Below are 25797 nucleotides of genomic sequence, written 5' to 3' on the forward strand. Positions count from 1 at the left end.
AGTGGTTATTTGAAAAAATAGCGAAATCTTCTTGTTTCTTTTCCTTTTTTTTATTTATCTTTGCTTTATATAATTCTAACTAATAAATTTGTAATTGATGAATGAACAATCTATGAAGCCGTATGTAATCGGCTTGGATCTGGGTGGTACAAACTCAGTCTTTGGAATCGTAGACGCTCGTGGCGAGATTAAGGCAACTACAGCAATTAAGACACAAGGCTTTAAAGATGTAAATGATTATGTAAAAGCAAGTATAGAGGCTCTTATGCCGATTATTGATTCTGTTGGTGGTATGGACACCATTAAGGCTATGGGTATTGGTGCTCCAAACGGTAATTATTATAAAGGTACAATTGAATTTGCTCCAAATTTGGAGTGGGCGCACGATGGTATCGTTCCTTTAGCAGATCTCTTCTCTAAGGCTTTAGGTGGTCTTCCTGTAGCATTGACTAACGATGCAAATGCTGCTGCTTTAGGTGAAATGACTTATGGCGTAGCTCGTGGCATGAAAAACTTTATTGATATAACATTAGGTACAGGTGTTGGTTCTGGTATTGTCATCAATGGTCAGTTGGTGTATGGTTGTGATGGTTTTGCTGGCGAGTTGGGCCATGTTACTATGGTTCGTGGTAAAGAGGGTCGTACTTGCGGCTGTGGCCATACCGGTTGTCTTGAGGCCTATTGTTCTGCTACTGGTGTAGCGCGTACTGCTCGTGAATTTTTGGCCAACAGTGATGAAGATTCATTGCTTCGTGCTTTAAAGCCAGAGAATATTACCAGTCTTGAGGTTAGTTTGGCAGCTGCTAAGGGTGATGCTTTAGCATTGCGTGTATATGAGTTCACAGGTAACATGCTTGGTGAGGCTTGTGCTGACTTTGCTGCTTTTTGTAGTCCTGAGGCTTTCGTATTCTTTGGTGGTTTGACCAAAGCTGGCGATCTCCTTATGAATCATGTTAAGCGATCATATGATGAGCATGTCATGAAGATTTTCAAGGGTAAAGCGAAGTTCCTTATTTCTACCCTTGATGGTAGCAGTGCTGCTGTTCTTGGCGCTTCTGCTGTGGGTTGGGATATATAATGCGTAAATCATATACTATAGAAATTGGGCATGCCGTAATGGTATGCCCAATTTTTTTGGTAATGATGTTACCAAGCCTTAGTAATATGATATATTTTCTTTATTCTGCCGAAAGGTCTGTGATAATTTTTCGATACATTGAATACATGCGCATACGGCTGATATAGCCAATAAGTTTCTCGTCATTATCTACTACTGGTAATTGTTGGGCATCGGTTGCATCAAACTGTTTCATGACATCGGTCATTGCTTCGTGTTCGTGGAGTGTTGCTGCAGGTTCCATCATTAATTGTCGCACAGTAAATTTCTGATAGAGTTCTGTGCGGAAGATAATATGGCGCAACTGAGCCACATCGATGATACCAAGTAAGGTCTTGTCTTGATCAAGTACAGGCAAAAAGTTGGTATGACTTCGACTAATGGCATTGACCAATTTGCCCATGGGTAAGTCTGGACCAACATAGCTATAGTCTTTCTCGATAACACTGTGCATACTCATCAGAGTAAGGGCAGCCTGGTCTGTATGATGAGTCAATAATTTACCTTCACGTGCAAGGCGGAGAGCATAAATACTATGGGTCTCAAAAATGTTGGTAGTAAGATAGGCTGAAATGCAGACAATCATTAGTGGAATGAAAAGCTGATAGCCACCTGTTAATTCGGCAATCAGAAATATTCCAGTAAGGGGTGCGTGCATTACGGCAGTCATAACACCTGCCATGCCCATTAGAGTAAAGTTCTTTTCTGGAATATAAACACCAAATTGTTCTGTGTTCCACAAGTGTGAAAAGAAGAAACCAAAGAATCCTCCAATGAAAAGGGAAGGAGCAAAGGTACCACCACAGCCACCACTACCATTTGTTGCTGATGTGGCGAAGACTTTTGTAAAGCATACGATACCTACATATAATAAGAGCAGATTGCTATGGCCAGCGAATAAACTCCCATTCATTATTGTTCCCCAATCTGCTGCAGTATTGCCTGAGAGAAATATATTGATGTCACTATATCCTTCACCATAGAGTGATGGGAAAAAGAAAATTAAGCTGCTTAGGAGTAATCCGCCACATGCTAGTTTAAGATATGGTCGATTGCTCATTTTTGCAAACATGCCTTCACACGAAGACATGGCACGCATAAAATATAAGCCAACAAATCCACAGCAGATACCCAAGAGAATACATGCTGGTGTACGATTCATTTCCCAAGGATTATTCAAGGTAAAATCGAAGAGAGACTCTGTGCCAACAAACACATAAGAAAACAGTGTGGCTGTTACGCAGCTAATTAGAATAGGCAATAGTGAGGCCATATTCAAGTCTACCATTAGAATTTCCAATGTAAATACTAATCCGGCTATTGGTGTTTTGAAGATACCGGCAATAGCGGCGCTTGCACCACATCCAACCAGAAGCATTAGAGTCTTGTTGTCTAACTTACACAATTGACCAAGAGTACTACCGATAGCAGATCCGGTGAGAACAATAGGAGCCTCGGCTCCTACGGAACCACCAAATCCGATGGTGATGCCAGAAGCTATAACAGACGACCAGCAGTTATGAGCTTTTAGTCGGGCACGCTTGGTCGACATTGCATAAAGTACTCGTGTGATACCATGTGATATATTATCCCTTACAACATATTTAATGAAAAGTGATGTAAGGTAAATACCTATAACTGGAAATAAAAGGTAAAGCCAGTTGAAAGAATCTTCACTAAAGTTAGCCGTCAGCAGGTGTCGAATCTCGTGGGTAATAGAATGAAGAATATAAGCAGCTACGGAAGCTAAAAAACCGATGACGAAAGACAAAATAAGTGTCATCTGTCTGTCGGTAATATGCTCCTGTCTCCAAGTTATAATTTTTCCGCTTAAACTATTATCTTTAATCTCTTCCACGTAATCTCTTTCTCTTACTAGTTGGCAAAATATAATAAATTACTATTTTCTGATAATCTGGATTTCTCCGTTTTGTGACAGCTTCACAATACTGCTAGGAGTATGTGGCTTATGTTCATTGCGACGAGATGCGCAAACATAGTCTACAGCTTCGAGCAAAACAGGATCAATGTCACGATAGTTAGACGCAGCAGGCTGTCCGCTGATATTAGCACTTGTGCTTACTATTGGTTTTTGGAATCGGTAGCAGAGTTCGTGACTAAATTTTTCCTTCGTGATACGAACAGCAAGACTTCCGTCTTCTGCTACCAAGTTGCTGGCAACGCCATTCGCATTGTCAAGAATAACAGTAGTAGGTTTCGTGTTTTCTGAAATCGATTCAAATAAATCCCATGCGACGTTAGGAATGTCTCTGAAATAGCGTTGTAGACGATTGTCGCTATCAACTAAGCAAATGAGAGCTTTAGAATCATCCCTTTTTTTTATCTTATATACCTTAGCAACAGCTTCTGCATTTGTTGCGTCACAGCCAATACCCCAAACAGTATCTGTTGGATAGAGAATAACACCGCCTTTACGCATTACAGCGACGGCGTTTTTAATATCTTCTTCTTGCGTCATATTATTTTATTATATCAGATTAGCAAATGTAGCTAAATTTTTCTAAAATTCCAAAAAATGAGAAATTTTTCTTGTTTTTTATACCTTAATCGGTAATATAAATCAAAATTTTAATAACTTTGCGTTCTATGACTAAAGAAGATTTACGTATCGTTTTTATGGGAACACCGGAATTTGCGGTGGAATCTCTTCGAGCTCTCGTAGAGGGAGGGTATAATGTGGTGGCTGTAGTAACACAGCCAGATAAGCCTGTTGGTCGCCATCAGGATGTATTGCAGGCTTCTCAGGTAAAACAGTATGCACTTAGTGTAGGATTACCCGTATTGCAACCTGTGAAGATGAAAGATCCTGCTTTTGTAGAAGAACTTCGTTCGTATAAGGCTGATCTCCAAGTTGTCGTCGCCTTCCGTATGTTACCAGAGATAGTGTGGGGTATGCCTCGATTGGGTACTTTTAATGTGCATGCAGCTTTATTGCCTCAGTATCGTGGGGCAGCTCCGATTAATTGGGCTGTAATTAACGGTGAGACAGAGACTGGTGTTACAACATTCTTCTTGGATCATGACATAGATACTGGGCGCATCATTATGCAAAAACATTTTCCTATTCCTGATCAGGCTGATGTGGAATATGTTTATGATGGTTTGATGCATTTAGGTGCGGATATTGCTATTGAAACGATTGATCAGATAATAGCTTGCAATGGTGAAATTGAGTCTATGCCACAGCCTGCTGAAGGCGAAATTGAATTGAAGCATGCTCCTAAGATCTTTAAGGAGACTTGTGAAATCAATTGGAATCAGCCTGCTAAGCGTATTTATGATTTCATACGTGGTCTTTCTCCATATCCTGGTACTTGGACTAATCTGAAAGAGGTGTCTAATGAGGATGCTAAAGCTTTGGTTTTGAAAATTTTTAAAACTGCAAAGACTGATCAGCCTGTTCATGATCCTGTGGGAACAATTAAGGTGGATAAGTCTCACCTATATGTTGCTACTGCTGATAGCTGGTTAGAAATATTAGAGTTACAAATGCCTGGAAAGAAGCGAATGTTGATTAAGGATTTCTTGAATGGCAATCGTGACTTCGATAAGTATCGTGTGGAATAATAAAAATAGCAGGGAGAGCGTGCTTCGTTGCCTTTTGTAGAATATGCATTTAAAGTATATGGCAATCCGATGCACGAATAGCCCCCTGCTTTCGTGTTTTCATGGGATAGATTTATATATATAGAAGTTCAGTAAGGTATGTGATCTTGGTTTGAATTAGCTTATATATATTACTACTTGTGTAATCAAATTTTCTTTGAAGTTTTATGAAAAAGAGGGGAGATGCTATGTCGAAAAATATGAAAGTATAACTACGCAATCCCTTCGACGGCATTACCCGTATCAGGTTATGGTAGGGTCTGTTCTCAGCTGGAGAATTCTCCGAGCACCCCTTTGCTAGTCTGTCTGTGTTGGTTGCAAAATTAGGTATTTTTATCAAACTAAACAAATAAATCGTAATTTTTTTGATAAAAATACTTACTTTTGTTTATTAACAATATAAAAATAGCAGAATCTTTTGAAATTCTGCTATTTTTATATTGTTTTAATCTCTTCTGAAAATATCGCGAGTATAAACTTTTTCTTTGACATCGTCGAGTACTTTGTCATAGCGATTAGCAATAATGGCTTGTGAATGAGATTTGAATACTTTCAGGTCGTTAACAATTTTACTCCCAAAGAAGGTTTCTCCATTTTTCAGAGTTGGTTCATAGACGATTACCTCAGCACCTTTGGCCTTGATACGTTTCATTACCCCTTGGATACTGCTCTGTCTAAAGTTGTCGCTATTACTTTTCATAGTAAGTCGATACACACCGATGATACAATGTTTTTCTTCATTGATATCATAATCACCTCGATGGTAATAGTCATAATATCCGGCCATATGAAGAACTTGGTCGGCGATAAAATCTTTACGAGTGCGGTTACTGTCTACGATAGCTTGAATCAGATTTTCTGGCACGTCACTATAGTTGGCTAATAGTTGCTTGGTATCTTTAGGCAAGCAGTAACCACCATATCCAAATGAAGGGTTATTATAAAAACTTCCAATTCGTGGATCAAGGCATACCCCCTGAATAATACTCGTCGTATCCAAGCCTTTTACTTCAGCATAGGTGTCGAGTTCATTGAAATAACTAACTCGAAGAGCCAAATATGTATTTGCAAATAGTTTTACGGCTTCTGCTTCAGTAAGCCCCATATATAAGGTCTCAATATCCTCTTTGATGGCTCCCTCTTTCAAAAGTTTGCCAAAGATATGAGCTACATTATTTATCCTTTCGTCATCTTCAGGTCGACCTATGATAATGCGGCTAGGATAAAGATTGTCGTATAACGCCTTACTTTCACGCAGAAATTCTGGTGCAAAGATGATATTGTCTGAATTGTATTTTTTGCGGATGTTCTCGGTGTATCCTACAGGTATTGTTGATTTGATGACCATAATAGCATTCGGATTAACATCCATCACCAATTCGATAACCTCTTCTACATGCTGTGTGTCGAAATAGTTTTTTTCAGAATCATAATTAGTTGGAGTTGCGATAACAACGAAATCTGCATCCTTATAGGCGACAGAACCATCAGTTGTGAAATCGATATCCAAATCTTTTTCTGCTAAGTATTTCTCGATATATTCATCCTGAATAGGTGAGATGTGTCTTTTCAGCATTTCCACCTTTTGTGGAACGACATCAACAGCTACCACGTGTTGGTGCTGGCTTAATAAGGTTGCGATGCTTAAGCCCACGTAGCCTGTACCAGCTACAGCTATGTTATATTTCTTTTTCATAAGTCGATTTTAACTTGTTGGCAAAGATAGTAAAAAAAATGCACCTATTTATACTTCACATATAAATAGGTGCTGATTTTTTAGTATATTTTGAAATTAAACTTATTCTGTATATACTTTGCCAGTCGTTGGATAGTTGTACCAGTCTTTAGCTGTCTGATGACTTCCATCTTTTGCAAATGTTTCAAAGTTAGCATAAGCTTTAGTGATGATAATTTTTTCCAAAGGCCATGCCCATATTCCAGGAACTGCGATAGCATGTGGGTCTTGTCCTTGTGTAGCCAAAGAAATGTTACCTGTAGTTGATGCGTATAGCACTAAACCTGGGTTTGAAAAATCGAAATTACTAGGCTTGTCAATAGTTGTAGTTACAGCAGATTTCGTTACACCGCCTTCTGCACCCGTGTTGACCATGACATCCTGACTTACACCGAAGACCGAATGTAACTCTTTATCATTGAAAAGAACATTGCCACCTAAGTACATTTTAACAAACTTTGTACCGCCTAAGGCAACAAGGGAAATATCCAGCTTGTTTGAATTCTGTTCGTTATCCTTGATGGTAATAACAACATCGTTCAAGTCGTAATCCGTGTTGTTTTGAGTATCCTCGAATGCATAGGTATAAGTCTGCTTGTTTTCCTCAATTTCTGTAGCAGGGGTATAGTCTGCTTCATTCTTTTTGGAATTGTAGTTATAGCCTACAGAACAGTTGCCATCAGAGTACTCACCACCAGGAATAACAACTTGTGCCTGACCCTTCTGTATGATATCTGCATTACCAGTACCAATAACATCAGTTGACCCAGAATAGTGATTAAAGCCACTAGTAAAATTCCAATATGGTGTATATGGAGTATCAGTTTTACCTTCTTCTACACTGATATGAACGTTATTTTTTACTAAACTTCCGTAGCAATAGGAAATAGTTCCAAATTGTATCAAAGCAAAATCTTCTGAGGTAGGGCCCGATATTGTCGTATTGTTAAGGCTGATATTACCTGTCATATCAAGAATGGCATTGCTACTGATATTTGCTGTACCATTACCCATTTCAAGGTTCTCTCCATGTGTATATGAATTTGGACCAAGATATAGGTTCACAGCTTTCATATTGGTGCATTCCAACCAGCAAGCATTTCTGATTTCTGAATTATATGCATTGTTACCACAGTTCTCTATAAACATCTTACCATGGTTTTCGAAAATGCTACCTGTAGAACTGCCTTCTAAGTTGGCAGAAGTCATTGTGCCATAGTTATAGAACTGTCCACCATTGTTATTGATTGTTGTTACAGAAATATCACCTGCATTGTAGCTATAATTAGTTCCATTAGCAAAAGTAAGATTACCGTTACCAGAAATCTTGCCACCTGGAGCGACATAGATTCTTGCTTCTCCATAACCTAGAAGAGTAGCTCCGGAAGGAATTACAATTTCGCCACCATTAGCAACAACGATAACACCGTTGCTACCTAATTTCTGAAATGCACTACCTAAGTTCCAAGTACCTTCAATGTATAATGTTCGAGCGTGATCACCTTCTTGGCCAAGAATATCAATTGCACCAGACCAAGATTTACCACTAGAAATCTTAATTTTAGTAGTATAGTTAGCGTCGCCATCCCAGTCTACAGTTGCGTTGCTATTGGTTAATTCAACGGTACCTGTCTTATAAGATGCAAAATTAGGAGTTTCAACACCTGGTAACATTTCTGATGATGATGTTGCTCTTGAAATATTACTTTTAGCATTAGCGCTGCTTTCCGTACCAAATGAGGTGGTGATAGCATTATTGTCTACACGTACGGCTTTAACGTAAGTATAACCTTTACTATCCTTGTAAGCCGCATAGAAAGTGGTATCGGCTGTTGGATATGTAAATGTAGAAGTAAAGGTATTACCACTTGTTACAGTACCTTCTGCTAGAACTGTACCTTCATTATTTACGAACGGATCGTTTGCGTATAATTTAACACTATAACTTTCACCAGCATCTTTGTTAATACCAATATTAACTTTGCCAGTATTGAGCATTTGCCAATTCTGATCTGAAGCTGCATCAATGCTTGAATTAGTTGAAACTTCACCACTACTTAAGTCGTCTTTAGAGCATCCTACTAATGTGCAGGCCAAGGCTAAAGCCATAGCTCCATCCACAAAATAACTCTTCTTCATGTATAAAAAGTAAATCTTTAATATGTATACTACTTATTAATAAGTTTAATCTTGCTGCAAAAGTACAAAGAAATTCACCTTATTATAATTATTTGTGGTTAATATTTCTTAATTATGATTATTTGGCCACAGCAATAATTATCGAATGTCTGCCGATTTTTACAGTCTATGTGGAGTGGTTTGTAAAATAAAATATTAACGTTAAAAAGTTTCACGCAAAGGCATCGTCAGTGATGGGTAAATACATATTCAAGCGAATAATAATATGCTGCAAGAATTGCGTATTTGAGATATTCTGGCATACTTAAATTCAAATACCCCATCCTCAACACGATTCTTGTCAAATTTTTTAGTTTCTATAGGGTATGAATTTCTTTCCAATCAGCTTTTAGGGTTTTATGATAAGTGGTTGTATCTTTTTAGGTAAACTTTTTGTGATTAAAGTATTGAAGTTATAGTTTTTTAATTATATTTGCAATAACATATTAGATATATTCATATGATACCTAAGGTCATACATTATTGCTGGTTTGGTGGAAAAGTTTTGCCTCGTTCTGTTAAAAAGTGTATTCGGACATGGAAGAAAATGTGTCCGGACTATGTGATCAAGGAATGGAACGAATCAAACTTTGATTTGGATTTTTGTCCTTATGTAAGGGAGGCTTATGATCATAAGTTTTATGCCTTTGTTTCTGATGTGGTGAGGCTTTATGCTCTTTATTATGAAGGAGGAATTTATATGGATATTGATGTGGAACTCAAGAAGCCATTAGATTCTTTCTTGTATCATGTAGGCTTCTGTGGCTATGAGAGCAGAAATGAGCTCGGTACAGCTATTTTGGCAAGTGAAAAGGGGACGACCTGGGTTAAAGACAATTTAGAAGTATACCTACATAGTCAGTTCATATTGCCGGATGGTCGAAAGAATTTGCTGACTAATGTAAAGCGCTTAACGAAGTATTTTATGGCGTATGGTTTGCGTGCAGATAATACACACCAAGATATAACACATGAAATGACAGTGTATCCTAAAACAGTATTCTGTCCGTTGTGCTGGGACAATAAGCCTTCTCAATTCTCAGATAAAACGGTAGCTATTCACCATTTTGAAGGAAGTTGGCTTCCCGAAGATGAACGACTGCGTTTAAAATATCCCAAGTGGTATACTTGGATTTACTATTTCTACTGGCTGCCTAAATATGAATTTAAAACCAAGATATTGAGGCAAGATGTTAAGCGAAAATAAATAATAACGCCTCCATGTTACAAGAGCCTTATCTCGTATCTATTTTGATACCTGTGTTTCGAGTAGAAAACTATATCGAACGTTGCGGAAGAAGTCTTTTTAATCAGACTTACCATAATTTAGAATATATTTTTGTGGATGATTGTTCGCCAGATAATAGTATTGAATTATTAAAAAAAATCATATTAGATTATCCAGAAAGAAACGGACAAATTAAGATATTACGCCATGAGCGTAATCGCGGGTTGGCTGCAGCACGTAATACTGCGGTAGCTGCCGCAAGAGGTGAGTTTGTTGTACATGTAGATTCGGATGACTGGATGGAACCACAAGCTATTGAGTGGCTTGTACAAAAGCAAGTGATGACTAATGCAGATATCGTTACAGGTAATTCTTGGCGTCATTTTTCCGATCATATAGAGACAGTAAACGTAAATGAATTTGATACAAAAGAAGACGAAATATTAGCTTATATCAAACCTACGTTGCAACATGTCATATGGTCGCGACTAATACGTAGATCCTTATATACGGAACATGGTATAAAAGCCTTGGAAGGAACGAATATCGGTGAGGACTGGCAAGTGGTGCCTCAACTTGTATATTATGCGCATTCAAGTATTTGCCTACATCAACGTATTTATCATTATGATTGTACTAACGAACAATCATATATGAATGAGGAAGGTGTTGATAAACAACGTATTAGACATTTGCAAGATTTTCAATCTCTTTATCAACTATATCAATTTTTATATGACAAGGGACATCGTTATGTAGACTTAGCTGAGCATTATCTCGATCGTTATGCCTTTCAGTTGTTATACGATGCCGTTTTGTCTTGTAATTTAAAACTTTATCAAGATACCAAAAAAGTTTATCGTGATATTCCTCAAAAGCATCATTTTAAAATAGTTCCTAATACTCGATTCAATCGCTATGTAGCCTATAGTTATTATTTGGCTTTAGCTTATCTGAAATTCAATGAGTTAAAGGCTAAATTTGCGAAATAATTTGCTCATAATCCCTTCGGAAATTGATGTTTTTTTCTTATATTTGCCTTGTAAAATTTTACAATCATATAAGAAACTATTGATTTTTGTATCTGCGGTCGAAAGACTTTATGTGGAAACCCTTTGATAGTTAGGGATTTAGTCAGTCCTTGCACCTATTATATTCGCTTAAAATGTCGTTATGATGGGAAAGGGTTTTTTGTGCATTTATCTGTTATATTTTTATTTGCATATTAGGTAGCTAAAAATGCTGGATACGATGAAAAATACGTTCTGTGTCGTTCTGTTATTTTATACAGAAAGGCATTTACAGCTTAGATTGAATTAAATACTCATCAAGTAAAAATCTATGAAAGATTTGATTATTGTGGGAGCTGGTGGCTACGCCAAATCGGTACTTGACTCCTATGACTATACTAATTTTCGCATGGTTGGATTCTTGGATGATATCAAACCGGTAGGTGCTGAGCATCAAGGATATAAGGTGCTTGGAAATGATATCAGTGATGTAGACCAACCTTCTCATTATGTATATTTCATTGCTATCGGCAATAACGCCAAGCGGAAACTATGGTATGACCAACTGAAAACAGCAGGTCTCTCGCTGATTAATGTTATAGACCGAACGGCTTTAGTATCACATAGTGCAACAATTGGTGAGGGATGTTTTATAGGAAAGTTGGCAATACTTAATCATGGCAGCTCGGTGGAAAATAATTGTGTCATCAATACCCGTGCTCTTGTGGAACATGGATGCATCATACACAATCATGTGAATATTTCAACGAATGCAACATTGAACGGTGACGTTGTCGCTGAAGAAGGATGTTTCGTTGGTAGTTCATCTGTGGTTAATGGACAGTTGACTATCGGAGCTTGGTCATTGGTCGGTTCTGGTGCTGTGGTTTTGCATGATATATATCCTAAAACAACCGTGGTGGGTGTGCCTGCAAAAGAAATCTCTTCTACTCGGCAAAAATATAATGCATTATAAAAACAATGACTTATTGCATCATCTATGAGTGCACATCATACGTTTATTATCGCTGAAATCGGTTGCAACCATAATGGAGACCCTGCTCTTGCTAAGAAAATGGTAAAAGAGGCTAAGGCTTGTGGAGTTGACGCCGTTAAGTTTCAAACATTTAATTCATCTGAGCTTATTTCCAAGTTCGCACCAAAGGCAGACTATCAAAAGATAACGACAGGTGCGGAAGGTAATCAGTTGGAAATGACGCGTAAGCTAGAACTATCTCACAATGACTTTATTCAGTTGCGAGACTATGCCAAAAGTTTGAATCTTGAAACATTTTCTACTCCTTTTGACTTGGAATCGATAGAATTCCTAGAAAAGGAAGGTCAGAATATCTGGAAAATTCCTTCTGGTGAAATCACCAATTTACCCTATTTAGATAGAATTGCGCAAATCAAATGCAAAAATAAACAGATGATACTCTCGACAGGTATGGCTACGATTGAAGAAGTCAAGACTGCCGTGAATCTATTGACTCGTTTCGGAAGTCGGGAAGAACTGATAATTCTGCATTGTAATACAGAATATCCTACACCTGATGAGGATGTAAATTTAAGTGCTATAGATACGCTTCATGAAGAGTTTCCTGACATTCGTATCGGTTTTTCTGATCATTCAGTAGGATATGTGGCTGCTATAGGAGCTGTTATGAAAGATATCGTGCTTATAGAGAAGCATTTTACGCTTGATAAAAATATGGCAGGACCTGATCATAAAGCTTCTGCTACACCACAAGAAATGAAAGCATTGGTAGATAATGTTCGTAGAATTGAGATTATCAAAGGTGAGGGTGGAAAGAAGGTTACGGAGTCAGAACGCAAAAATATAACGATTGCACGCAAGTCTATTGTAGCCAGAAAGGCAATCAAGAAGGGTGAAGTATTGTCTGAAGATAATATAACTTGCAAGCGACCAGGTAATGGCATCAGTCCGATGCATTGGTTTGACGTACTTGGAACACAAGCAATCCGTAATTTTGAAGAAGATGAACTCATTAGTATGAGTGAACAGGTAATGTCAAACGAAATAGATCCGCATATACTAATCTCGGAAAAAAAGAAAAAGCTAGCAGGTCTTGTTAACACTATACAGGCGAGAATTGATGAAAAAAAATATATTCTACAGGATGATGATCCTGAAAAAATCTGTTTGATAGGACATTCTCAATTTGATAAGTGGTCTATTGAACATCTCGGAACAAGAGTTGTGAAAAATGCAGGTATCAATGGCATATCTACTCGCCAATATATCAATATGATACTGAAACCAGGTTTGCTGGATTTGTCACAGAAAGAATATGTACTCATTTTAGGTACTAATGATATCATATATCCATTAGCAGACCATGAAATCTGTGATGATATCAACACTATTATTAACACAATACAGCATGCTCAACCGGATGCTCATATCATACTGGTAGAGATTTTACCCGTTCGGGGAAGACTTGATCGTGATAATTCAAAAATAGAACGTGTTAACCGTGTGATCCGTCAACATTTGCCAAAGGGTGTAGAACTGATTACTAATGAGGCTTTCCAAGATCAGCGTGGGGATATTAAGGTTGAGTATGTCGTAGATGGCTTGCATCTAAGTACTCAAGGATACGAACTGCTAAAAAGTCTCATAGAAAGGAAGATGAAATGAAAAGAATGGCATTAATCCCAGCTCGTTCTGGGAGTAAGGGGCTCAAAGATAAAAACATCATTGATCTTTGCGGGAAACCGTTGATGGCCTATTCGATAGAACCAGCCATTGAAAGTGGGCTTTTTGATCAAGTGATTGTGTCTACTGATTCAGAACATTATGCAGATATCGCTAGACGATATGGTTCATCAGTCATTATGCGTAGTGCAGAATTAGCATCGGATACCGCCACTTCTTTTGAGGTGATCGCTGATGTATTACACCGACAGGTCAATATGCCAGATGAACTTGTTTTGCTTCAGCCGACATCACCAATGCGTACAGTGAAGCATATTCATGAAGCTGTTTCATTATTTGAATCTAATTGGGATGATTTTGACTTTCTTGTTTCGGTGAAGCAAGCTGAACATGTAAAGGATTTAGTGAATATGATAGATGACGATATGTCGTTAAAATATTTTGATAAAGATTTTTCGAATTATCGTCGACAGGCTTACCATGATTACTCTCCGAATGGAGCCTTCTTTATGGCCAAACCAGAAGCTTATCTGAAGCAGAAACATTTTTTTGGAGCTCGAAGTATTGCTTATATGATGAGTGATGTGGATAGTGTGGATATAGATCATGCGCTCGATTATGAGTTGGCAAAAATCATTATGAACAAGAGATTGCATGGAAAAATATAAAGTTTGTTTTGTAGCAGGTTCGAGAGCAGATTACGGCATCGTGCGTCGTTATATAGCTCTTTTAAACTTAGATGAGAATATTGATTTTGCCATTCTTGCTACTGGAGCTCTGTTATCAGAAAAGTATGGACATGCAGAAGATCTTATCATTCAGGATGGATTTAAGATAGATTATGCCTATCAAGTACATCTTAGGAATGAAAAATTGAGTGATACAACACATGTGATGGCCGATGTTCTTGAAGCCTTTGGTGATTATTTCCAGAATCACCAATATGATTTGGTTATCATATTGGGTGATCGATATGAAATATTCTCTGTAGCAATAGCAGCAGCTATGCATCATCAGTCTATATTGCATATTCATGGAGGGGAAGTTACTTTGGCCAATTATGATGAATTCATTCGTCATAGTATTACCAAGATGAGCCGTTATCATTTTACTTCTACAGAGGAATATCGAAAACGGGTCATTCAGTTGGGTGAATCTCCTTCTACCGTTTTTAATCTAGGTGCTCTTGGTGCGGAGAATTGTTTGTTTATAGATGAGGCTAACATCCCTGATATCATTAAGAAAATTGAGCCTAAGACTTGTTTTACAGTACTGTTTCATCCAGAAACGCTCAATGAGCAGTCTCCATGGAAACAGGTACAACAAGTCTTATCAGCAGTAGAGAGCTATATCGATAGATACGATTTTTATTTTATAGGTTCTAATGCTGATACTGGTTCAGATCAGATTCGTCAGGAGATAAAAACTTTTTGCAAGGCGCATAAAAAAGCAATGTATGTAGAAAATCTTCATCCTGATGCTTATCATGAACTTGTCAAAAAGTCTTTAGCATTGGTTGGAAATTCAAGTTCAGGAATTATAGAGGTTCCATCTCTGGGCAGCTATACCATAAACATAGGTAATCGACAAACAGGAAGGGTTAAAGGCAATAGTATCATAGATGTAGCCTGTCAGACGTCTCTAATCAAGGAAGCTCTGATGTTTGTTATTCAGCACAAAAACAAACAAATAGATACTCCATATTATCGTTCAAATTCTGCAGAGTTATACTATAAAACAACAAAAAAGATATTAGCTCATGTTAGAAATCTAAATTATAAAGATTTCTATGACATACCATAAGCAGTTGGTATTATGAAATATAAAAAGAAAGATTATAATCGGGTATGTTATGTTGCTACCATATATGTACTGATGTTGTATCTGCTGTACTCTTCAGAAGATGAAATCAGACAAACTCTATTTATCATAGACCAAGGTAGTATGCCAGATAGTATTTCCGACAAACTTATAGGTCAGGCAATTATAGTTAATAATCAAAAGTATCAAGGAAAAATCTATCAGTATCTAGTGAATCATACGCATGGAAAATTCCGAAGTAGGATAGAAGCATGGTATTGCAGAAGAACCTATGATTATTATGTCCCAAAATTTGAAGGAGACGAAGTTGTTTTTGCTCAAGACCACCTTTATCTATCGCCTTATATTTGCGGGCGAGAATTTACATTGTTTGAGGATAGTCCCATGAATTTTTCCGTGAGATATTCTAAGGGCGCTGATAAAAAAGAGAAACCAGCCAGTAAAAATATCAAGTTTAGAAATTATCTTTTTGGAAAGGGCTATCTTTATAAATGGGGAAATTCTCCTTTTATCAAGAAGATAATACTTACGATTGATGATCCTGCTCCTTATATTCAAGACAAACAGCGAGAGATTATAAATATTCAAAAGATTTGGCGCAATTCTCCTGCTGAGAAACAAGCGATAATCAATCAAATTTTTGATTTAAAGGAGGAAGATATACAAAAGTTGAATAGTAAGCCAATCGTAATACTGACTCAGTCTTTGTATAAAGATATGGTTTCTACGGAAATTCATACCCAAATCTATCAAAAAATAGTGAGCAATTATCCTGCTGATCAGATTATGTTAAAAGTGCATTATCGGGATCAGTTTGATTATCGCTCGTTATTCCCGCATATTATGATATATAACAAGCCAATACCAACCCAGCTCCTGACATGGCAGGGATGGAAACCACGACGATTGGTTACTTGCTATTCGAGTGCTGTATGCGATATTGCATCTGACGCTGAAATTGATTGGTATGGAACAGAAATAAATGAAGAGTTACAAAAAAAAGAAGGTGTAGTCCAGCCTCCTTCTGGAGTGAACCTTTGTCATTAAAACATTATCAATTAGCATCAATATGAATACAGATTATTCAAAACTCCTAACAATTGTAGTGCCAGCTTATAATGCCGAGAACGATATCGCACGCTGTCTAGATTCTTTGGTTTTAGAGCAGAAATACATGGATGAGTTAGAAGTTTTAGTTGTCAACGACGGATCAACGGATCATACGTCTGAAATAGCTCATTCTTATGAGAGGGCATACCCATGCACATTCCGTGTGATAGATAAAGAAAATGGTAATTATGGTTCTTGTATGAATATCGGCTTATCGATGGCTCAAGGAAAATATTTCAGAACATTAGATTCTGATGATACCGTAAAGATGAGGGGACTGGTACAATTACTATTGGCGATTAAAGAAACGAAGGCCGATCTGATTGTTACAGAAAAAATAAAATATTATGAGGGTGATTCAAAGTCGATACATTATCCTTTGCCACCTCAGGTTCCTGTAAATATTGATGTTGATAGTTCGAAGGGATTGTGGCAGATACCAAATTTAACATATAACATGGTGGTGATGAGTATGACTTATCGTACTCAGTTGCTTAGAGATATTCATTTTCATTGGCATGAGAATATATTCTACACAGATAGTGAGTTTTGTTATTTCCCAATGAAACATGTGCAGATTGTAAGATTTGTCGATGAGCCATTTTATGTATATTATATCGGAAAAGACGAACAGTCAACAAGTGCAGTAGGTTTACGAAGAAATTTCGACTCGTTTAAAATCATTGTAAATGATTTAGTCGATGACTATCTTACAGTAGATTACACACTCCCAATGTTTCCTATTCTAAAAAATGTTGTAGAAGAGCGGTACCTTCGCTATTTCTATATGTATATGTTGATTGATGGCTTTAAGTATCGCAAAGATATCCTTGCTGTAGATCAAAAATTAAAACAGTTACCTGGTTTATATCATCGTGTTGCCAAGAAATTTAATTTTATAGGACATGATTACATAACACCATATCGTATGTCAGCTTATCATCCTAAATACTTGTTACTGTTATTGTATCGTAAGATAGCAATGTCTAAGACAATTAGGAATATCTTAGGAAAGGACGAAATATACGGAGGAATCGCTTAATGAAAAATGTAGCTGTAATATTTGCGGGAGGAGCAGGAAAACGTATGAATACGGTTTCTCGTCCAAAACAATTTCTGGAGCTTCATGGTAAACCGATTATTATCTATACCTTGGAATTATTTGATGTGCATCCAGATGTAGATGGCATAATTGTCGTATGTATTGAAAGCTGGATACCCTTCTTAAAGAAAATGCTGAAGAAATTTGAAATTACCAAGGTAATCGAAGTTGTCCCTGGTGGTGAAACTGGTCAGGATTCTATCTTTAATGGATTGCAATCAGCATATAAGCATTTCCCAGAAGATAGTATTGTGATGATTCATGATGGTGTACGACCTTTAATAACAGAAAAGACGATAACAGACAATATTCTACAAGTGCAAAAAACACGTTCTTGTATTACGTGTATTCCTGCTACAGAAACTTTAGTGGTGAAACAATCGGATGATTCTATGCTCATTCCTAGTCGTAAAGATTCTTTGATTGCTAGAGCTCCACAAAGCTTTATTTTGAAAGATATTTATCATGCTCATCTTCAAGCTCGCAAAGAAGGCAAACATGATTTTATTGACAGCTGTACCATGATGAGCTATTATGGTTATAGCATGTCAACCATTATTGGTCCTATGGAAAATATCAAGATTACGACACCAACAGATTTTTTTGTGTTTCGTGCCATGGTAGAGGTTCATGAAAACCAACAAATTTTTGGATTTTAATTTCGTTTTATGTTTAGTTATCTACATCCGATAGTTCAGAAAGACTTAGAGGAAATCGCATCATCTTCTATTCTGAATTTTAAAAAGTTAGAGAATAAGACAATATTAGTAACGGGGGTTAATGGTATGCTCGCTACTTATATTACTTATACTTTATTATATCATATAGAACATTTTCATCAAAATATCCGCGTATTAGCATTAACCAGAAGTATAGATAAGACTAACTGCTTATTTGAAGAATTTTTAGATAAAGATTATTTTGAAATAGTCCATCAAGATATATGTGCCCCAATAAAGTATATGGACAGAATAGATTATATATTTCACTTTGCAGGTAATGCAAGTCCATATTATATTAATCACCAACCAGTAGATATTCTTCGGTCTAATTTGGAAGGTACTTTTAATATTATGGAACTGGCCCGTAAAAATGAAAGATGCAAAGTCATTTTTGCCTCAACTCGTGAGGTATATGGCAAGGTAGATGAAGATAGTCTGTCTGAGAATTCTTTTGGTAGTCTTGATCCTTTAGATAATCGTTCGTGCTATCCTGAAAGTAAACGTGCAGCAGAAACTATTATCCGAAGTTATTTTTTACAGTATGGCGTAGATACGACCATAGCACGTATAGCTCATAGCTATGGGCCTGGTATGAAGATTGTCAATGATGGAAGAGTGATGGCAGATTTTATAGGCAATGCTGTTCGCCATGAAAATATCGTTTTAAATAGTAGTGGCGAGGCTGTTCGTGCTTTTTTGTATCTAAGCGATGCAACAATAGCTCTATTCAAATTAGCCTTTGATGGTCAAGCTGGTGAAGCGTATAACCTGTCAAATGAAACGGAACCTTATCCTATATACCAGGTGGCCCAGATGATTTGTGAAATTTCAAAGGATGATATCCAGGTTATTTTTTCTAAAGATAAACCGAAGGCGGGATATTGTAATTATCCACGAGTAGCATTAGACAATAGTAAAATAGCAAAACTTGGATTTTTACCTCAGGTTAATTTGAAAGAAGGACTAATACGCACTCTTAATAGTTTTGAATCATGAAAGAAATGACATTACAAGAGCTACACGAAGTTCAATTGGCAATGCTTGATGCTGTGGATAATTACTGCCGTTTGAACCATCTTCGTTATTCCTTGGGAGGTGGAACTCTTTTAGGTGCAGTTCGTCATCACGGATATATTCCTTGGGATGACGACATTGACATTATGATGCCACGACCTGATTATGAAAAATTTATGCGTTATTTCAAGCATGAATACTATAAACTATATGATTATAGAACAGATGATACATGTGGTTTCTCTTTTGCAAAGTTAATAGATACACGTACAATCGTTCAAGAATATACCATAACGTACAGCGTGTTTATAGATATTTTCCCTATTGATGGTCTCCCCGCACCAGAAGAATTACCTCTTTACCTTGAAAAGCTTAATAAACTGAAGTGTGAAATATCAGTAAGTATTCGAACAACTAGAGGTAATTGGATTTCGAATATGTTAAAGAATATAATTAAGAAATGCTTATATCGTTCTCGAAAATCAATAGTAAAAGACTATGATGCTTTTCAACAAAAGTATAACTTTAATACATCAAAATTTGCTGGAGCTATTGTAGGACGTTATGGTGAAAAAGAATTAATGTTTGCTGATGTTTTCAAGCATTATGTAGAATTACCATTTGAAAACAGACAGTATCAGTGTATTGCTGATTATGATAGTTATTTAAAAAAACACTATGGTAATTATATGCAGTTGCCACCGAAAGATCAACAGGTCGCGAATCATTCTTTTAAAGCCTATTGGAAATAGAAAATAATGGAGAAAACAAACAATAGGACTATAGCAAGAAATACACTTATGCTTTATGGCCGAGCAATTTTAATGATGATGATCGGTCTTTATACTTCTCGTGTGATTTTGAATACACTGGGTGTATCTGATTTTGGTATATATAATGCGGTAGGTGGAATTATTGCGATGTTTGGTATCATTTCTTCTTCATTAAGCAATGCTACTTCACGAACGATAACTGTGGCCATTGGTAAAGGGGATATAAGGCAGATTAAAGCAGCTTTTGGAAATTTGAAAGTTGTTTATTATATCATGTGTTTTTTCGTCGTTTTGTTGGGTGAAACTATAGGTCTATGGTTCTTATATCATAAAATGTCGATACCTGCAGATAGAATGGATGCTGCGTTTTGGGTACTTCAATTTACGATATTCACAACAGTCTTAAATTTTATATGTGTGCCATATAATTCAGCTATAATAGCTCACGAGCGGATGTCTGCATTTGCTTATATATCATTAATGGATGTCATTTTGAAATTATTGATATGTTTCTCGTTATCCATAATACCGTATGACAAATTGATTATTTATGGTATGTTAATGGTAGGTGTGTGTATAATTGATAGAATAATATATGTAGTCTATTGTAATAAACGTTTTCCTGAAGTACATGCCAAACCACGTATAGATAAAGAGCAGATTAAGGATATTTTATCAATTTCCGGTTGGACTTTAAGTGGAAATTTTGCGTGGATTTTGAATACTCAAGGAATTAATCTTATATTAAATGTCTTTTTTGGTCCTATCGTTAATGCAGCTCGTGGAATAGCCCTTCAAGTGCAGGGAGTAATGGCCCAATTTGTTACTAATTTCCAAACGGCCATAAATCCACAGATAACAAAAAGTTATGCGCAAAGCAATTTTCAGCGGATGCATGAGCTTTTGAATATGAGTAGTAAATTCTCTTATTTATTGATGTTGGTAATGAGCATACCCGTTTTGGTAGAAGCACCTGTTATATTGAAATTTTGGTTAAATCATGTACCAGAACATACCGTAGTATACCTTAGAATTATCCTAATATATTCTATATTGACAACCTTATCTAATCCTTTATGGGTATCAGTACTAGCAACAGGTCAGCTCAAAAAATATCAAATTTATGATAATGTAATTCAGCTTCTTGTAATACCAATATCATATCTTGTTTTTAAATATTTACAAGCAGATTCTTACTGGGTGTTTGTTATTCTACTGATATCAGAAATATTAGAAATTTTTATCCGAGTTTGGATAGTTTTACCTTTAATACACCATCAGTACTCGAGGTATATTCGTGAGGTTATTTTACCAATAATAGGGGTAACTGTTACTGCACCTATTATTCCGCTCTTGCTAAATGGTCTCATTGGGCAAGAATTTTATAATTTTATTTTTGTATGTATCTTTTCTGTTTTATGTTCGCTCGTCTCTATTTGGCTATTCGCATTAAACCATCATGAACGATCTTGGATTCAGAACTTCGCTAAAGAAAAGATACTTAACTATAAAAAGTAATTTATGAATCCTAAAATTTTAGCATTGTATTTACCACAGTTTTACCCGACAATAGAAAATGATGAATGGTGGGGTAAAGGTTTTACAGAATGGACAAATGTTGCATCAGCCAAGCCGCTATTTAAAGGGCATTATCAGCCCAAAGTTCCCTCTGAACTTGGATTTTATGATCTAAGGTTGTCTGAGGTTAGAGAAAAGCAAGTCGAGCTAGCAAAAGAAGCAGGTGTGACAGCTTTTTTATATTGGCATTATTGGTTTGGGAATGGAAAACGTTTGTTATCGGATGTCTTTCAAGAAGTTCTTGATTCTGGACATCCAGATTTCCCTTTTGCTTTAGCGTGGGCAAATCATAGTTGGTATGCTAAAACATGGGATAAAAGTTCGCCAGATAAACTTCTTATGAAACAAGAATATCCTGGTGAAGAAGATGCAAGAATGCATTTTGAATTTCTGCTTAAAGCTTTTCGTGATCATCGATATTATAAAGTTGATGGCAAGCCATTTTTGTTTATATTTAGACCAGATGAAGTGCCAGTAGATTATCTCAAAAATTTTAGACGCTGGGCTAAAGAAGCAGGATTTCAAGACCTATATATTGTGGCAAATGTCTGGTCTGAATCGGCTACTCTAGATCAGTATAGAAAAAAAGGATATGATGCGATTACGGTAAATCGTATACTTAATGTCTTATATGATGAATATAACCAAATGCCTTTTATCAAACAATGTCTTATTCGTCTGGGAAGACTGTGGAATCAAAAATTTCGCGGAATACCAAAGGGTGCATTAGATTATAGAAAAAAATATAAAAAATTTATTCTTCCAAAAGACAAGGAAATAGGAGTAATACCAGAAATTTTTCCGAATTGGGATCATAGTCCGCGTAGTGGGAAAACAGGAGCGAGTACGATATATTACAATTCAGAGCCAGAGTTTTTCTATAAACATGTAAAAGAGGCTTTAGATGCTATAAAAGATAAGCCGGAGTCTGATCAGATGTTAATTTTGAAATCATGGAATGAATGGGGAGAGGGTAATTATATGGAACCCGATTTGAGATATGGACGAGGCTATATAAAAGCCTTGCGTAAGGCAATTGACGAATATTCTAATCAATAATCGCTTATGTTATTATCTGTGATTATTCCGATGTATAATGCTGAAAATTATATTCGGCGATGTGTCGAGTCTTTGTATCAGCAGAATATTATGGATTCGGATTTTGAAGTTATCATTATAAATGATGGTTCTATAGACCAGTCCTACCAACAGGCATGTATTTTATCAAAAGAACATGCAAATATAATCTTAATAGATAAAGAAAATGAAGGACAAAGTGTTGCAAGAAATATAGGCATTTCACGTGCGCAAGGTGATTATTTGATCTTTGTTGACTCCGATGATTATCTACAATCAGGGCAAATGGCAGAGGCTATAAAGAAATGTCAAGAGGAGCAATTGGATATTTATATGATGCAAATGAAGGTTATGCGCCCTGATGGTAGTTTGCCTACAGAACTTAGAACATGGAACTTTTCAGAGGAGGAAGTCTTTTCTGGCGAATATTTATTGTTGCATGGTTATTATCCTTCATCTGTTTGTGCAAAAATTTTTAATCGTAGTTTTGTAGAGCACTCCAATATAAGATTTATAAAAGGTATTATTCACGAAGATTCTGACTTTTGTTGGAAATTGTGTGCATTGGCAGGTCGTATAATGTTTAGAAACGTTTGGGCTTATACATATTATTATAATTCTCAATCTACTGATAGAAAGATAAATAGAGAAAAACTGATGAAGTCTGCTTTTTCAAATGTGGTCATCTGCTCTGATTTATATACCTTTTCTCAGTCCCGACACATTTCAGTTGCTTTGAGCATTTTTTTTCAGAAATTAGTTAATTCTATGTATTTGTCAGAGTTTTATAAACTTGCATGTAATAAGGATATTTCTTTTAATGATTTTATACAGTTTGTAAAGGAATCAAAACGCTATAAGGTATTACCTTTACATGGATGTTGTAAATCTGGGAAAGCAAGATTAGGCAAAATTTCGATTAATATTTTGTCTTTATTATTTTAAGAAAACAAATGAAACTAGCTTATTGCATTGAGGGCTTTTATAATCGAGGAGGAATGGAACGTATTCTCTCGGTTTGTGCAAATATGCTTTGTGATACCTATGATATAACAATTATTATAGCTAATCAAAAGCAGAAACCTCTTGTGTTCAAACTCCATGATACTATTCAGATAGTAGAACTAGGGGTACCTGATACAGATAGAAAAAAGAACTATAAAAAATTACTAAGTGCTTATCTAGTTGATCATCATCAGGATATCGTCATATCTTTGGCTGGTCTTGACATGTATTTTCTTCCTCAAATACAAGATGGAAGTAGAAAGATAATGTGGTTTCATTTTGCTTTTGATGTGTCTAAAATGATTTGGAGTGAGCATTATTCCGGAATAAAATTTTGGATTATTTATTATCTTCAAACGTGGAAGCGAATTTATTATGCACGCAAATTCGATAAAATTGTTGTTTTGTCTAAATCTGATGAAATAATATGGAAGAAGTATTGCAGACAAACCATTTCTATCAATAACCCAATAACGATTGATTCATGTCTCATTTCTTCATGTGAGATAAAACGTGCTATTGCTGTAGGTAGGTTAACTTGGGAAAAAGGTTTCGATTATCTCATTGATGCCTGGAAATTAGTCAATCAAAAGTATAAAGACTGGGTATTGGATATATATGGCGAAGGTGATGAGCGTGAAGTGTTGCAACATAGAATAGATAGTCTTGGTTTGCGGGATGTCATACACCTATGCGGAAATTCTTCTCATATAGAAAAGGAATATGCATCTCATTCTGTATTTATAATGAGTTCCCGTTCCGAAGGCTTTCCTTTAGCACTAATAGAAGCTTCTGCGTGTGGATTGCCATTAGTGTCATTTGCTTGTAATCAGGGAGTTTCCGAGATTATCCAGGACGGTTATAATGGTTTTTTAGTATCCCAGGTAGGAGATATCCGTGGTTTATCCGACTTCATCTGTGAACTTATTGAAGACGAAAAGTTAAGAAAGCGAATAGCTGCCCATTCTTTGGAATCTTCAAATCGATATCGATTAGATAAGATAAAAGCAAAATGGATAAAATTGTTTCATCAAATTTGTCCTGATTAATCTTCATTTTTGTAATTATGTTACTTTCAATATTGATTGCCGTTTATCAGGCAGAGGAGTGGTTGCCAAGATGTCTTGATTCTATTTTCGGACAAGATATATCGGATGTTGAAGTTATTGTTGTTGATGACGGATCAAAGGATCGTTCTTTAGAAATAGCTTTAAAGTATAAAGAAAAATATCCCGAATTGCGGGTTTTCAGTAAAAATAACGAAGGAGTTGCTGCGACGCGTAATGTCTTGCTGCAATATGCTAAAGGTGAATATCTTTGGTTTGTTGATGCCGATGACTATATATGTCCAGATAGTCTTATTTTGATTAAGGAGTATCTAAGAAAGCATAAGATAATAGATTTTCTTACATTGCGTTTTAGTAGAGACAAACTTATTCTTCCATATTCAGACCATTTGTTTCAAGGAAATGGTGTAAACTATTTACTTCAAAGAGAGCCTAATGGCTATCTATGGGCTAAAATTATAAAGCGACAAGTTATCGAAGACCATAATATTCGATTTAATAGTAAATTGTTTTCTCAAGAAGATTGGCTTTTTCTACTTGAAATTTATCCTCATGTAAACGAGCTGCATGAAACTAATATCTTGGCTTATCAGTATTGTACAGACAATGAGCATAGCGTGATGCGTGAAAATACGAAAGAGAACAATCTCCAACATGTTAAAAGTTCGATATTGGTGCTTACGTTATTTAAAAACTTTATAGCGCAATATCGCGAGCAAAAGATATTTAAGCCTTTTTCCCGTATTCTTAATACTTCTGCAGCCGGTTTGTTATACTGTATACTACCGTTACAGTGGAACAAGGAAGATGTGAATCAAGTGATATCCCAACTTCAAAGTGCAGGAATCTATCCCATTGGTGATACAGGGAAATGGAAGTATAATCTATTTTTGAAAATAGCAAATCATAAGTTTTTGTTCAACCTGCTGGTCTTGTTGAAAAAGTTATAGATT

The 25797-nt window shown here is 36.2% G+C and carries 22 protein-coding genes and 1 riboswitch; of the genes, 18 read left to right on the forward strand and 4 right to left on the reverse strand.

The window, feature by feature from the left end:
* The first annotated feature begins 97 nt into the window (after positions 1-97).
* Entirely contained in the window at positions 98-1078 is a 981-nt protein-coding gene (locus tag L6469_RS00625; RefSeq protein ID WP_006283463.1) for an ROK family protein, read from the forward strand.
* A 100-nt stretch (positions 1079-1178) separates the two neighbouring features.
* Here the strand turns inward: L6469_RS00625 and L6469_RS00630 are convergent, their stop codons facing one another.
* Both L6469_RS00630 and L6469_RS00635 read right to left on the reverse strand, forming a co-directional pair.
* Positions 1179-2900, reverse strand: a complete 1722-nt coding sequence (locus L6469_RS00630) for a chloride channel protein (protein ID WP_050787964.1) — start codon at positions 2898-2900, stop codon at positions 1179-1181.
* Between the two features lie 117 nt (positions 2901-3017).
* Positions 3018-3596, reverse strand: a complete 579-nt coding sequence (locus L6469_RS00635) for an L-threonylcarbamoyladenylate synthase (RefSeq protein WP_006283465.1) — start codon at positions 3594-3596, stop codon at positions 3018-3020.
* A gap of 128 nt (positions 3597-3724) precedes the next feature.
* On the opposite strand from L6469_RS00635, the gene fmt reads away from it, so the two are divergent.
* Entirely contained in the window at positions 3725-4705 is a 981-nt protein-coding gene (gene fmt, locus L6469_RS00640; protein WP_006283466.1) for a methionyl-tRNA formyltransferase, read from the forward strand.
* A 242-nt stretch (positions 4706-4947) separates the two neighbouring features.
* A riboswitch (TPP riboswitch) is annotated at positions 4948-5048 on the reverse strand.
* 141 nt (positions 5049-5189) lie between these two features.
* Here fmt and L6469_RS00645 read toward each other — a convergent pair.
* Positions 5190-6440 (reverse strand): nucleotide sugar dehydrogenase, encoded by a 1251-nt coding sequence (locus L6469_RS00645; RefSeq protein WP_006283467.1) that lies wholly within the window; start codon positions 6438-6440, stop codon positions 5190-5192.
* A 102-nt stretch (positions 6441-6542) separates the two neighbouring features.
* Positions 6543-8618, reverse strand: coding sequence for a DUF4842 domain-containing protein (locus L6469_RS00650; RefSeq protein WP_006283468.1), 2076 nt, complete (start codon positions 8616-8618; stop codon positions 6543-6545).
* A gap of 499 nt (positions 8619-9117) precedes the next feature.
* Here L6469_RS00650 and L6469_RS00655 point away from each other — a divergent pair, with 499 nt between their 5' ends.
* The 16 genes from L6469_RS00655 to L6469_RS00735 all read left to right on the forward strand — a co-directional run bounded on the left by L6469_RS00655 (position 9118) and on the right by L6469_RS00735 (position 25794).
* Positions 9118-9864 carry a glycosyltransferase family 32 protein gene (locus tag L6469_RS00655; protein ID WP_006283469.1) on the forward strand — a complete coding sequence of 249 codons (747 nt, stop codon included), beginning with the start codon at positions 9118-9120 and terminating at the stop codon, positions 9862-9864.
* Positions 9865-9878: 14 nt separating this feature from the next.
* Positions 9879-10877: a glycosyltransferase family 2 protein gene (locus tag L6469_RS00660; protein WP_074802913.1), complete on the forward strand. Its 999-nt coding sequence runs from the start codon at positions 9879-9881 to the stop codon at positions 10875-10877.
* Between the two features lie 349 nt (positions 10878-11226).
* Positions 11227-11871, forward strand: coding sequence for an acetyltransferase (locus L6469_RS00665; RefSeq protein ID WP_006283471.1), 645 nt, complete (start codon positions 11227-11229; stop codon positions 11869-11871).
* A gap of 24 nt (positions 11872-11895) precedes the next feature.
* Positions 11896-13557 (forward strand): N-acetylneuraminate synthase, encoded by a 1662-nt coding sequence (gene neuB, locus L6469_RS14735; RefSeq protein ID WP_006283472.1) that lies wholly within the window; start codon positions 11896-11898, stop codon positions 13555-13557.
* A gap of 5 nt (positions 13558-13562) precedes the next feature.
* On the forward strand, positions 13563-14243 hold the full coding sequence (locus tag L6469_RS00680) for a cytidylyltransferase domain-containing protein (RefSeq protein WP_223918703.1): 681 nt from the start codon (positions 13563-13565) through the stop codon (positions 14241-14243).
* Positions 14230-15378 carry a UDP-N-acetylglucosamine 2-epimerase gene (gene neuC / locus L6469_RS00685; RefSeq protein WP_006283474.1) on the forward strand — a complete coding sequence of 383 codons (1149 nt, stop codon included), beginning with the start codon at positions 14230-14232 and terminating at the stop codon, positions 15376-15378. The genes L6469_RS00680 and neuC overlap by 14 nt, the downstream gene beginning before the upstream one ends.
* 12 nt (positions 15379-15390) lie before the next feature.
* Positions 15391-16443, forward strand: a complete 1053-nt coding sequence (locus tag L6469_RS00690; protein WP_006283475.1) for a glycosyltransferase family 52 — start codon at positions 15391-15393, stop codon at positions 16441-16443.
* Positions 16444-16465: 22 nt separating this feature from the next.
* On the forward strand, positions 16466-17548 hold the full coding sequence (locus L6469_RS00695; protein WP_006283476.1) for a glycosyltransferase family 2 protein: 1083 nt from the start codon (positions 16466-16468) through the stop codon (positions 17546-17548).
* On the forward strand, positions 17548-18267 hold the full coding sequence (locus tag L6469_RS00700) for an IspD/TarI family cytidylyltransferase (RefSeq protein ID WP_006283477.1): 720 nt from the start codon (positions 17548-17550) through the stop codon (positions 18265-18267). The genes L6469_RS00695 and L6469_RS00700 overlap by 1 nt, the downstream gene beginning before the upstream one ends.
* A 9-nt stretch (positions 18268-18276) precedes the next feature.
* Positions 18277-19326 carry an NAD-dependent epimerase/dehydratase family protein gene (locus tag L6469_RS00705; protein ID WP_006283478.1) on the forward strand — a complete coding sequence of 350 codons (1050 nt, stop codon included), beginning with the start codon at positions 18277-18279 and terminating at the stop codon, positions 19324-19326.
* Between the two features lie 5 nt (positions 19327-19331).
* Positions 19332-20096, forward strand: a complete 765-nt coding sequence (locus tag L6469_RS00710) for a LicD family protein (protein ID WP_162091564.1) — start codon at positions 19332-19334, stop codon at positions 20094-20096.
* Between the two features lie 6 nt (positions 20097-20102).
* Positions 20103-21635, forward strand: coding sequence for an MATE family efflux transporter (locus tag L6469_RS00715; protein ID WP_006283480.1), 1533 nt, complete (start codon positions 20103-20105; stop codon positions 21633-21635).
* A 3-nt stretch (positions 21636-21638) separates the two neighbouring features.
* Positions 21639-22754: a glycoside hydrolase family 99-like domain-containing protein gene (locus tag L6469_RS00720; RefSeq protein ID WP_006283481.1), complete on the forward strand. Its 1116-nt coding sequence runs from the start codon at positions 21639-21641 to the stop codon at positions 22752-22754.
* 6 nt (positions 22755-22760) lie between these two features.
* Positions 22761-23717, forward strand: coding sequence for a glycosyltransferase family 2 protein (locus tag L6469_RS00725; RefSeq protein WP_006283482.1), 957 nt, complete (start codon positions 22761-22763; stop codon positions 23715-23717).
* Positions 23718-23725: 8 nt separating this feature from the next.
* Complete coding sequence (locus L6469_RS00730; protein ID WP_006283483.1) at positions 23726-24826, forward strand: glycosyltransferase family 4 protein; 1101 nt, start codon at positions 23726-23728, stop codon at positions 24824-24826.
* 17 nt (positions 24827-24843) lie between these two features.
* Positions 24844-25794, forward strand: a complete 951-nt coding sequence (locus L6469_RS00735; RefSeq protein WP_006283484.1) for a glycosyltransferase family 2 protein — start codon at positions 24844-24846, stop codon at positions 25792-25794.
* Positions 25795-25797: the final 3 nt, after the last annotated feature.

Origin of the sequence: Segatella baroniae B14 (assembly GCF_022024235.1) — a bacterium.
Classification (GTDB): domain Bacteria; phylum Bacteroidota; class Bacteroidia; order Bacteroidales; family Bacteroidaceae; genus Prevotella; species Prevotella bryantii.

What these genes read in the sequence shown, in the direction of transcription:
- L6469_RS00735 (WP_006283484.1), top strand. Translation starts at nt 24,844, where the DNA reads ATGTTACTTTCAATATTGATTGCCGTTTATCAGGCAGAGGAGTGGTTG.
- L6469_RS00720 (WP_006283481.1), top strand. Translation starts at nt 21,639, where the DNA reads ATGAATCCTAAAATTTTAGCATTGTATTTACCACAGTTTTACCCGACA.
- neuB (WP_006283472.1), top strand. Translation starts at nt 11,896, where the DNA reads ATGAGTGCACATCATACGTTTATTATCGCTGAAATCGGTTGCAACCAT.
- neuC (WP_006283474.1), top strand. Translation starts at nt 14,230, where the DNA reads ATGGAAAAATATAAAGTTTGTTTTGTAGCAGGTTCGAGAGCAGATTAC.
- fmt (WP_006283466.1), top strand. Translation starts at nt 3,725, where the DNA reads ATGACTAAAGAAGATTTACGTATCGTTTTTATGGGAACACCGGAATTT.
- L6469_RS00690 (WP_006283475.1), top strand. Translation starts at nt 15,391, where the DNA reads ATGAAATATAAAAAGAAAGATTATAATCGGGTATGTTATGTTGCTACC.
- L6469_RS00695 (WP_006283476.1), top strand. Translation starts at nt 16,466, where the DNA reads ATGAATACAGATTATTCAAAACTCCTAACAATTGTAGTGCCAGCTTAT.
- L6469_RS00655 (WP_006283469.1), top strand. Translation starts at nt 9,118, where the DNA reads ATGATACCTAAGGTCATACATTATTGCTGGTTTGGTGGAAAAGTTTTG.
- L6469_RS00630 (WP_050787964.1), bottom strand. Translation starts at nt 2,900, where the DNA reads ATGACACTTATTTTGTCTTTCGTCATCGGTTTTTTAGCTTCCGTAGCT.
- L6469_RS00665 (WP_006283471.1), top strand. Translation starts at nt 11,227, where the DNA reads ATGAAAGATTTGATTATTGTGGGAGCTGGTGGCTACGCCAAATCGGTA.
- L6469_RS00645 (WP_006283467.1), bottom strand. Translation starts at nt 6,440, where the DNA reads ATGAAAAAGAAATATAACATAGCTGTAGCTGGTACAGGCTACGTGGGC.
- L6469_RS00710 (WP_162091564.1), top strand. Translation starts at nt 19,332, where the DNA reads ATGACATTACAAGAGCTACACGAAGTTCAATTGGCAATGCTTGATGCT.
- L6469_RS00680 (WP_223918703.1), top strand. Translation starts at nt 13,563, where the DNA reads ATGGCATTAATCCCAGCTCGTTCTGGGAGTAAGGGGCTCAAAGATAAA.
- L6469_RS00715 (WP_006283480.1), top strand. Translation starts at nt 20,103, where the DNA reads ATGGAGAAAACAAACAATAGGACTATAGCAAGAAATACACTTATGCTT.
- L6469_RS00625 (WP_006283463.1), top strand. Translation starts at nt 98, where the DNA reads ATGAATGAACAATCTATGAAGCCGTATGTAATCGGCTTGGATCTGGGT.
- L6469_RS00730 (WP_006283483.1), top strand. Translation starts at nt 23,726, where the DNA reads ATGAAACTAGCTTATTGCATTGAGGGCTTTTATAATCGAGGAGGAATG.
- L6469_RS00660 (WP_074802913.1), top strand. Translation starts at nt 9,879, where the DNA reads ATGTTACAAGAGCCTTATCTCGTATCTATTTTGATACCTGTGTTTCGA.
- L6469_RS00700 (WP_006283477.1), top strand. Translation starts at nt 17,548, where the DNA reads ATGAAAAATGTAGCTGTAATATTTGCGGGAGGAGCAGGAAAACGTATG.
- L6469_RS00705 (WP_006283478.1), top strand. Translation starts at nt 18,277, where the DNA reads ATGTTTAGTTATCTACATCCGATAGTTCAGAAAGACTTAGAGGAAATC.
- L6469_RS00635 (WP_006283465.1), bottom strand. Translation starts at nt 3,596, where the DNA reads ATGACGCAAGAAGAAGATATTAAAAACGCCGTCGCTGTAATGCGTAAA.
- L6469_RS00725 (WP_006283482.1), top strand. Translation starts at nt 22,761, where the DNA reads ATGTTATTATCTGTGATTATTCCGATGTATAATGCTGAAAATTATATT.
- L6469_RS00650 (WP_006283468.1), bottom strand. Translation starts at nt 8,618, where the DNA reads ATGAAGAAGAGTTATTTTGTGGATGGAGCTATGGCTTTAGCCTTGGCC.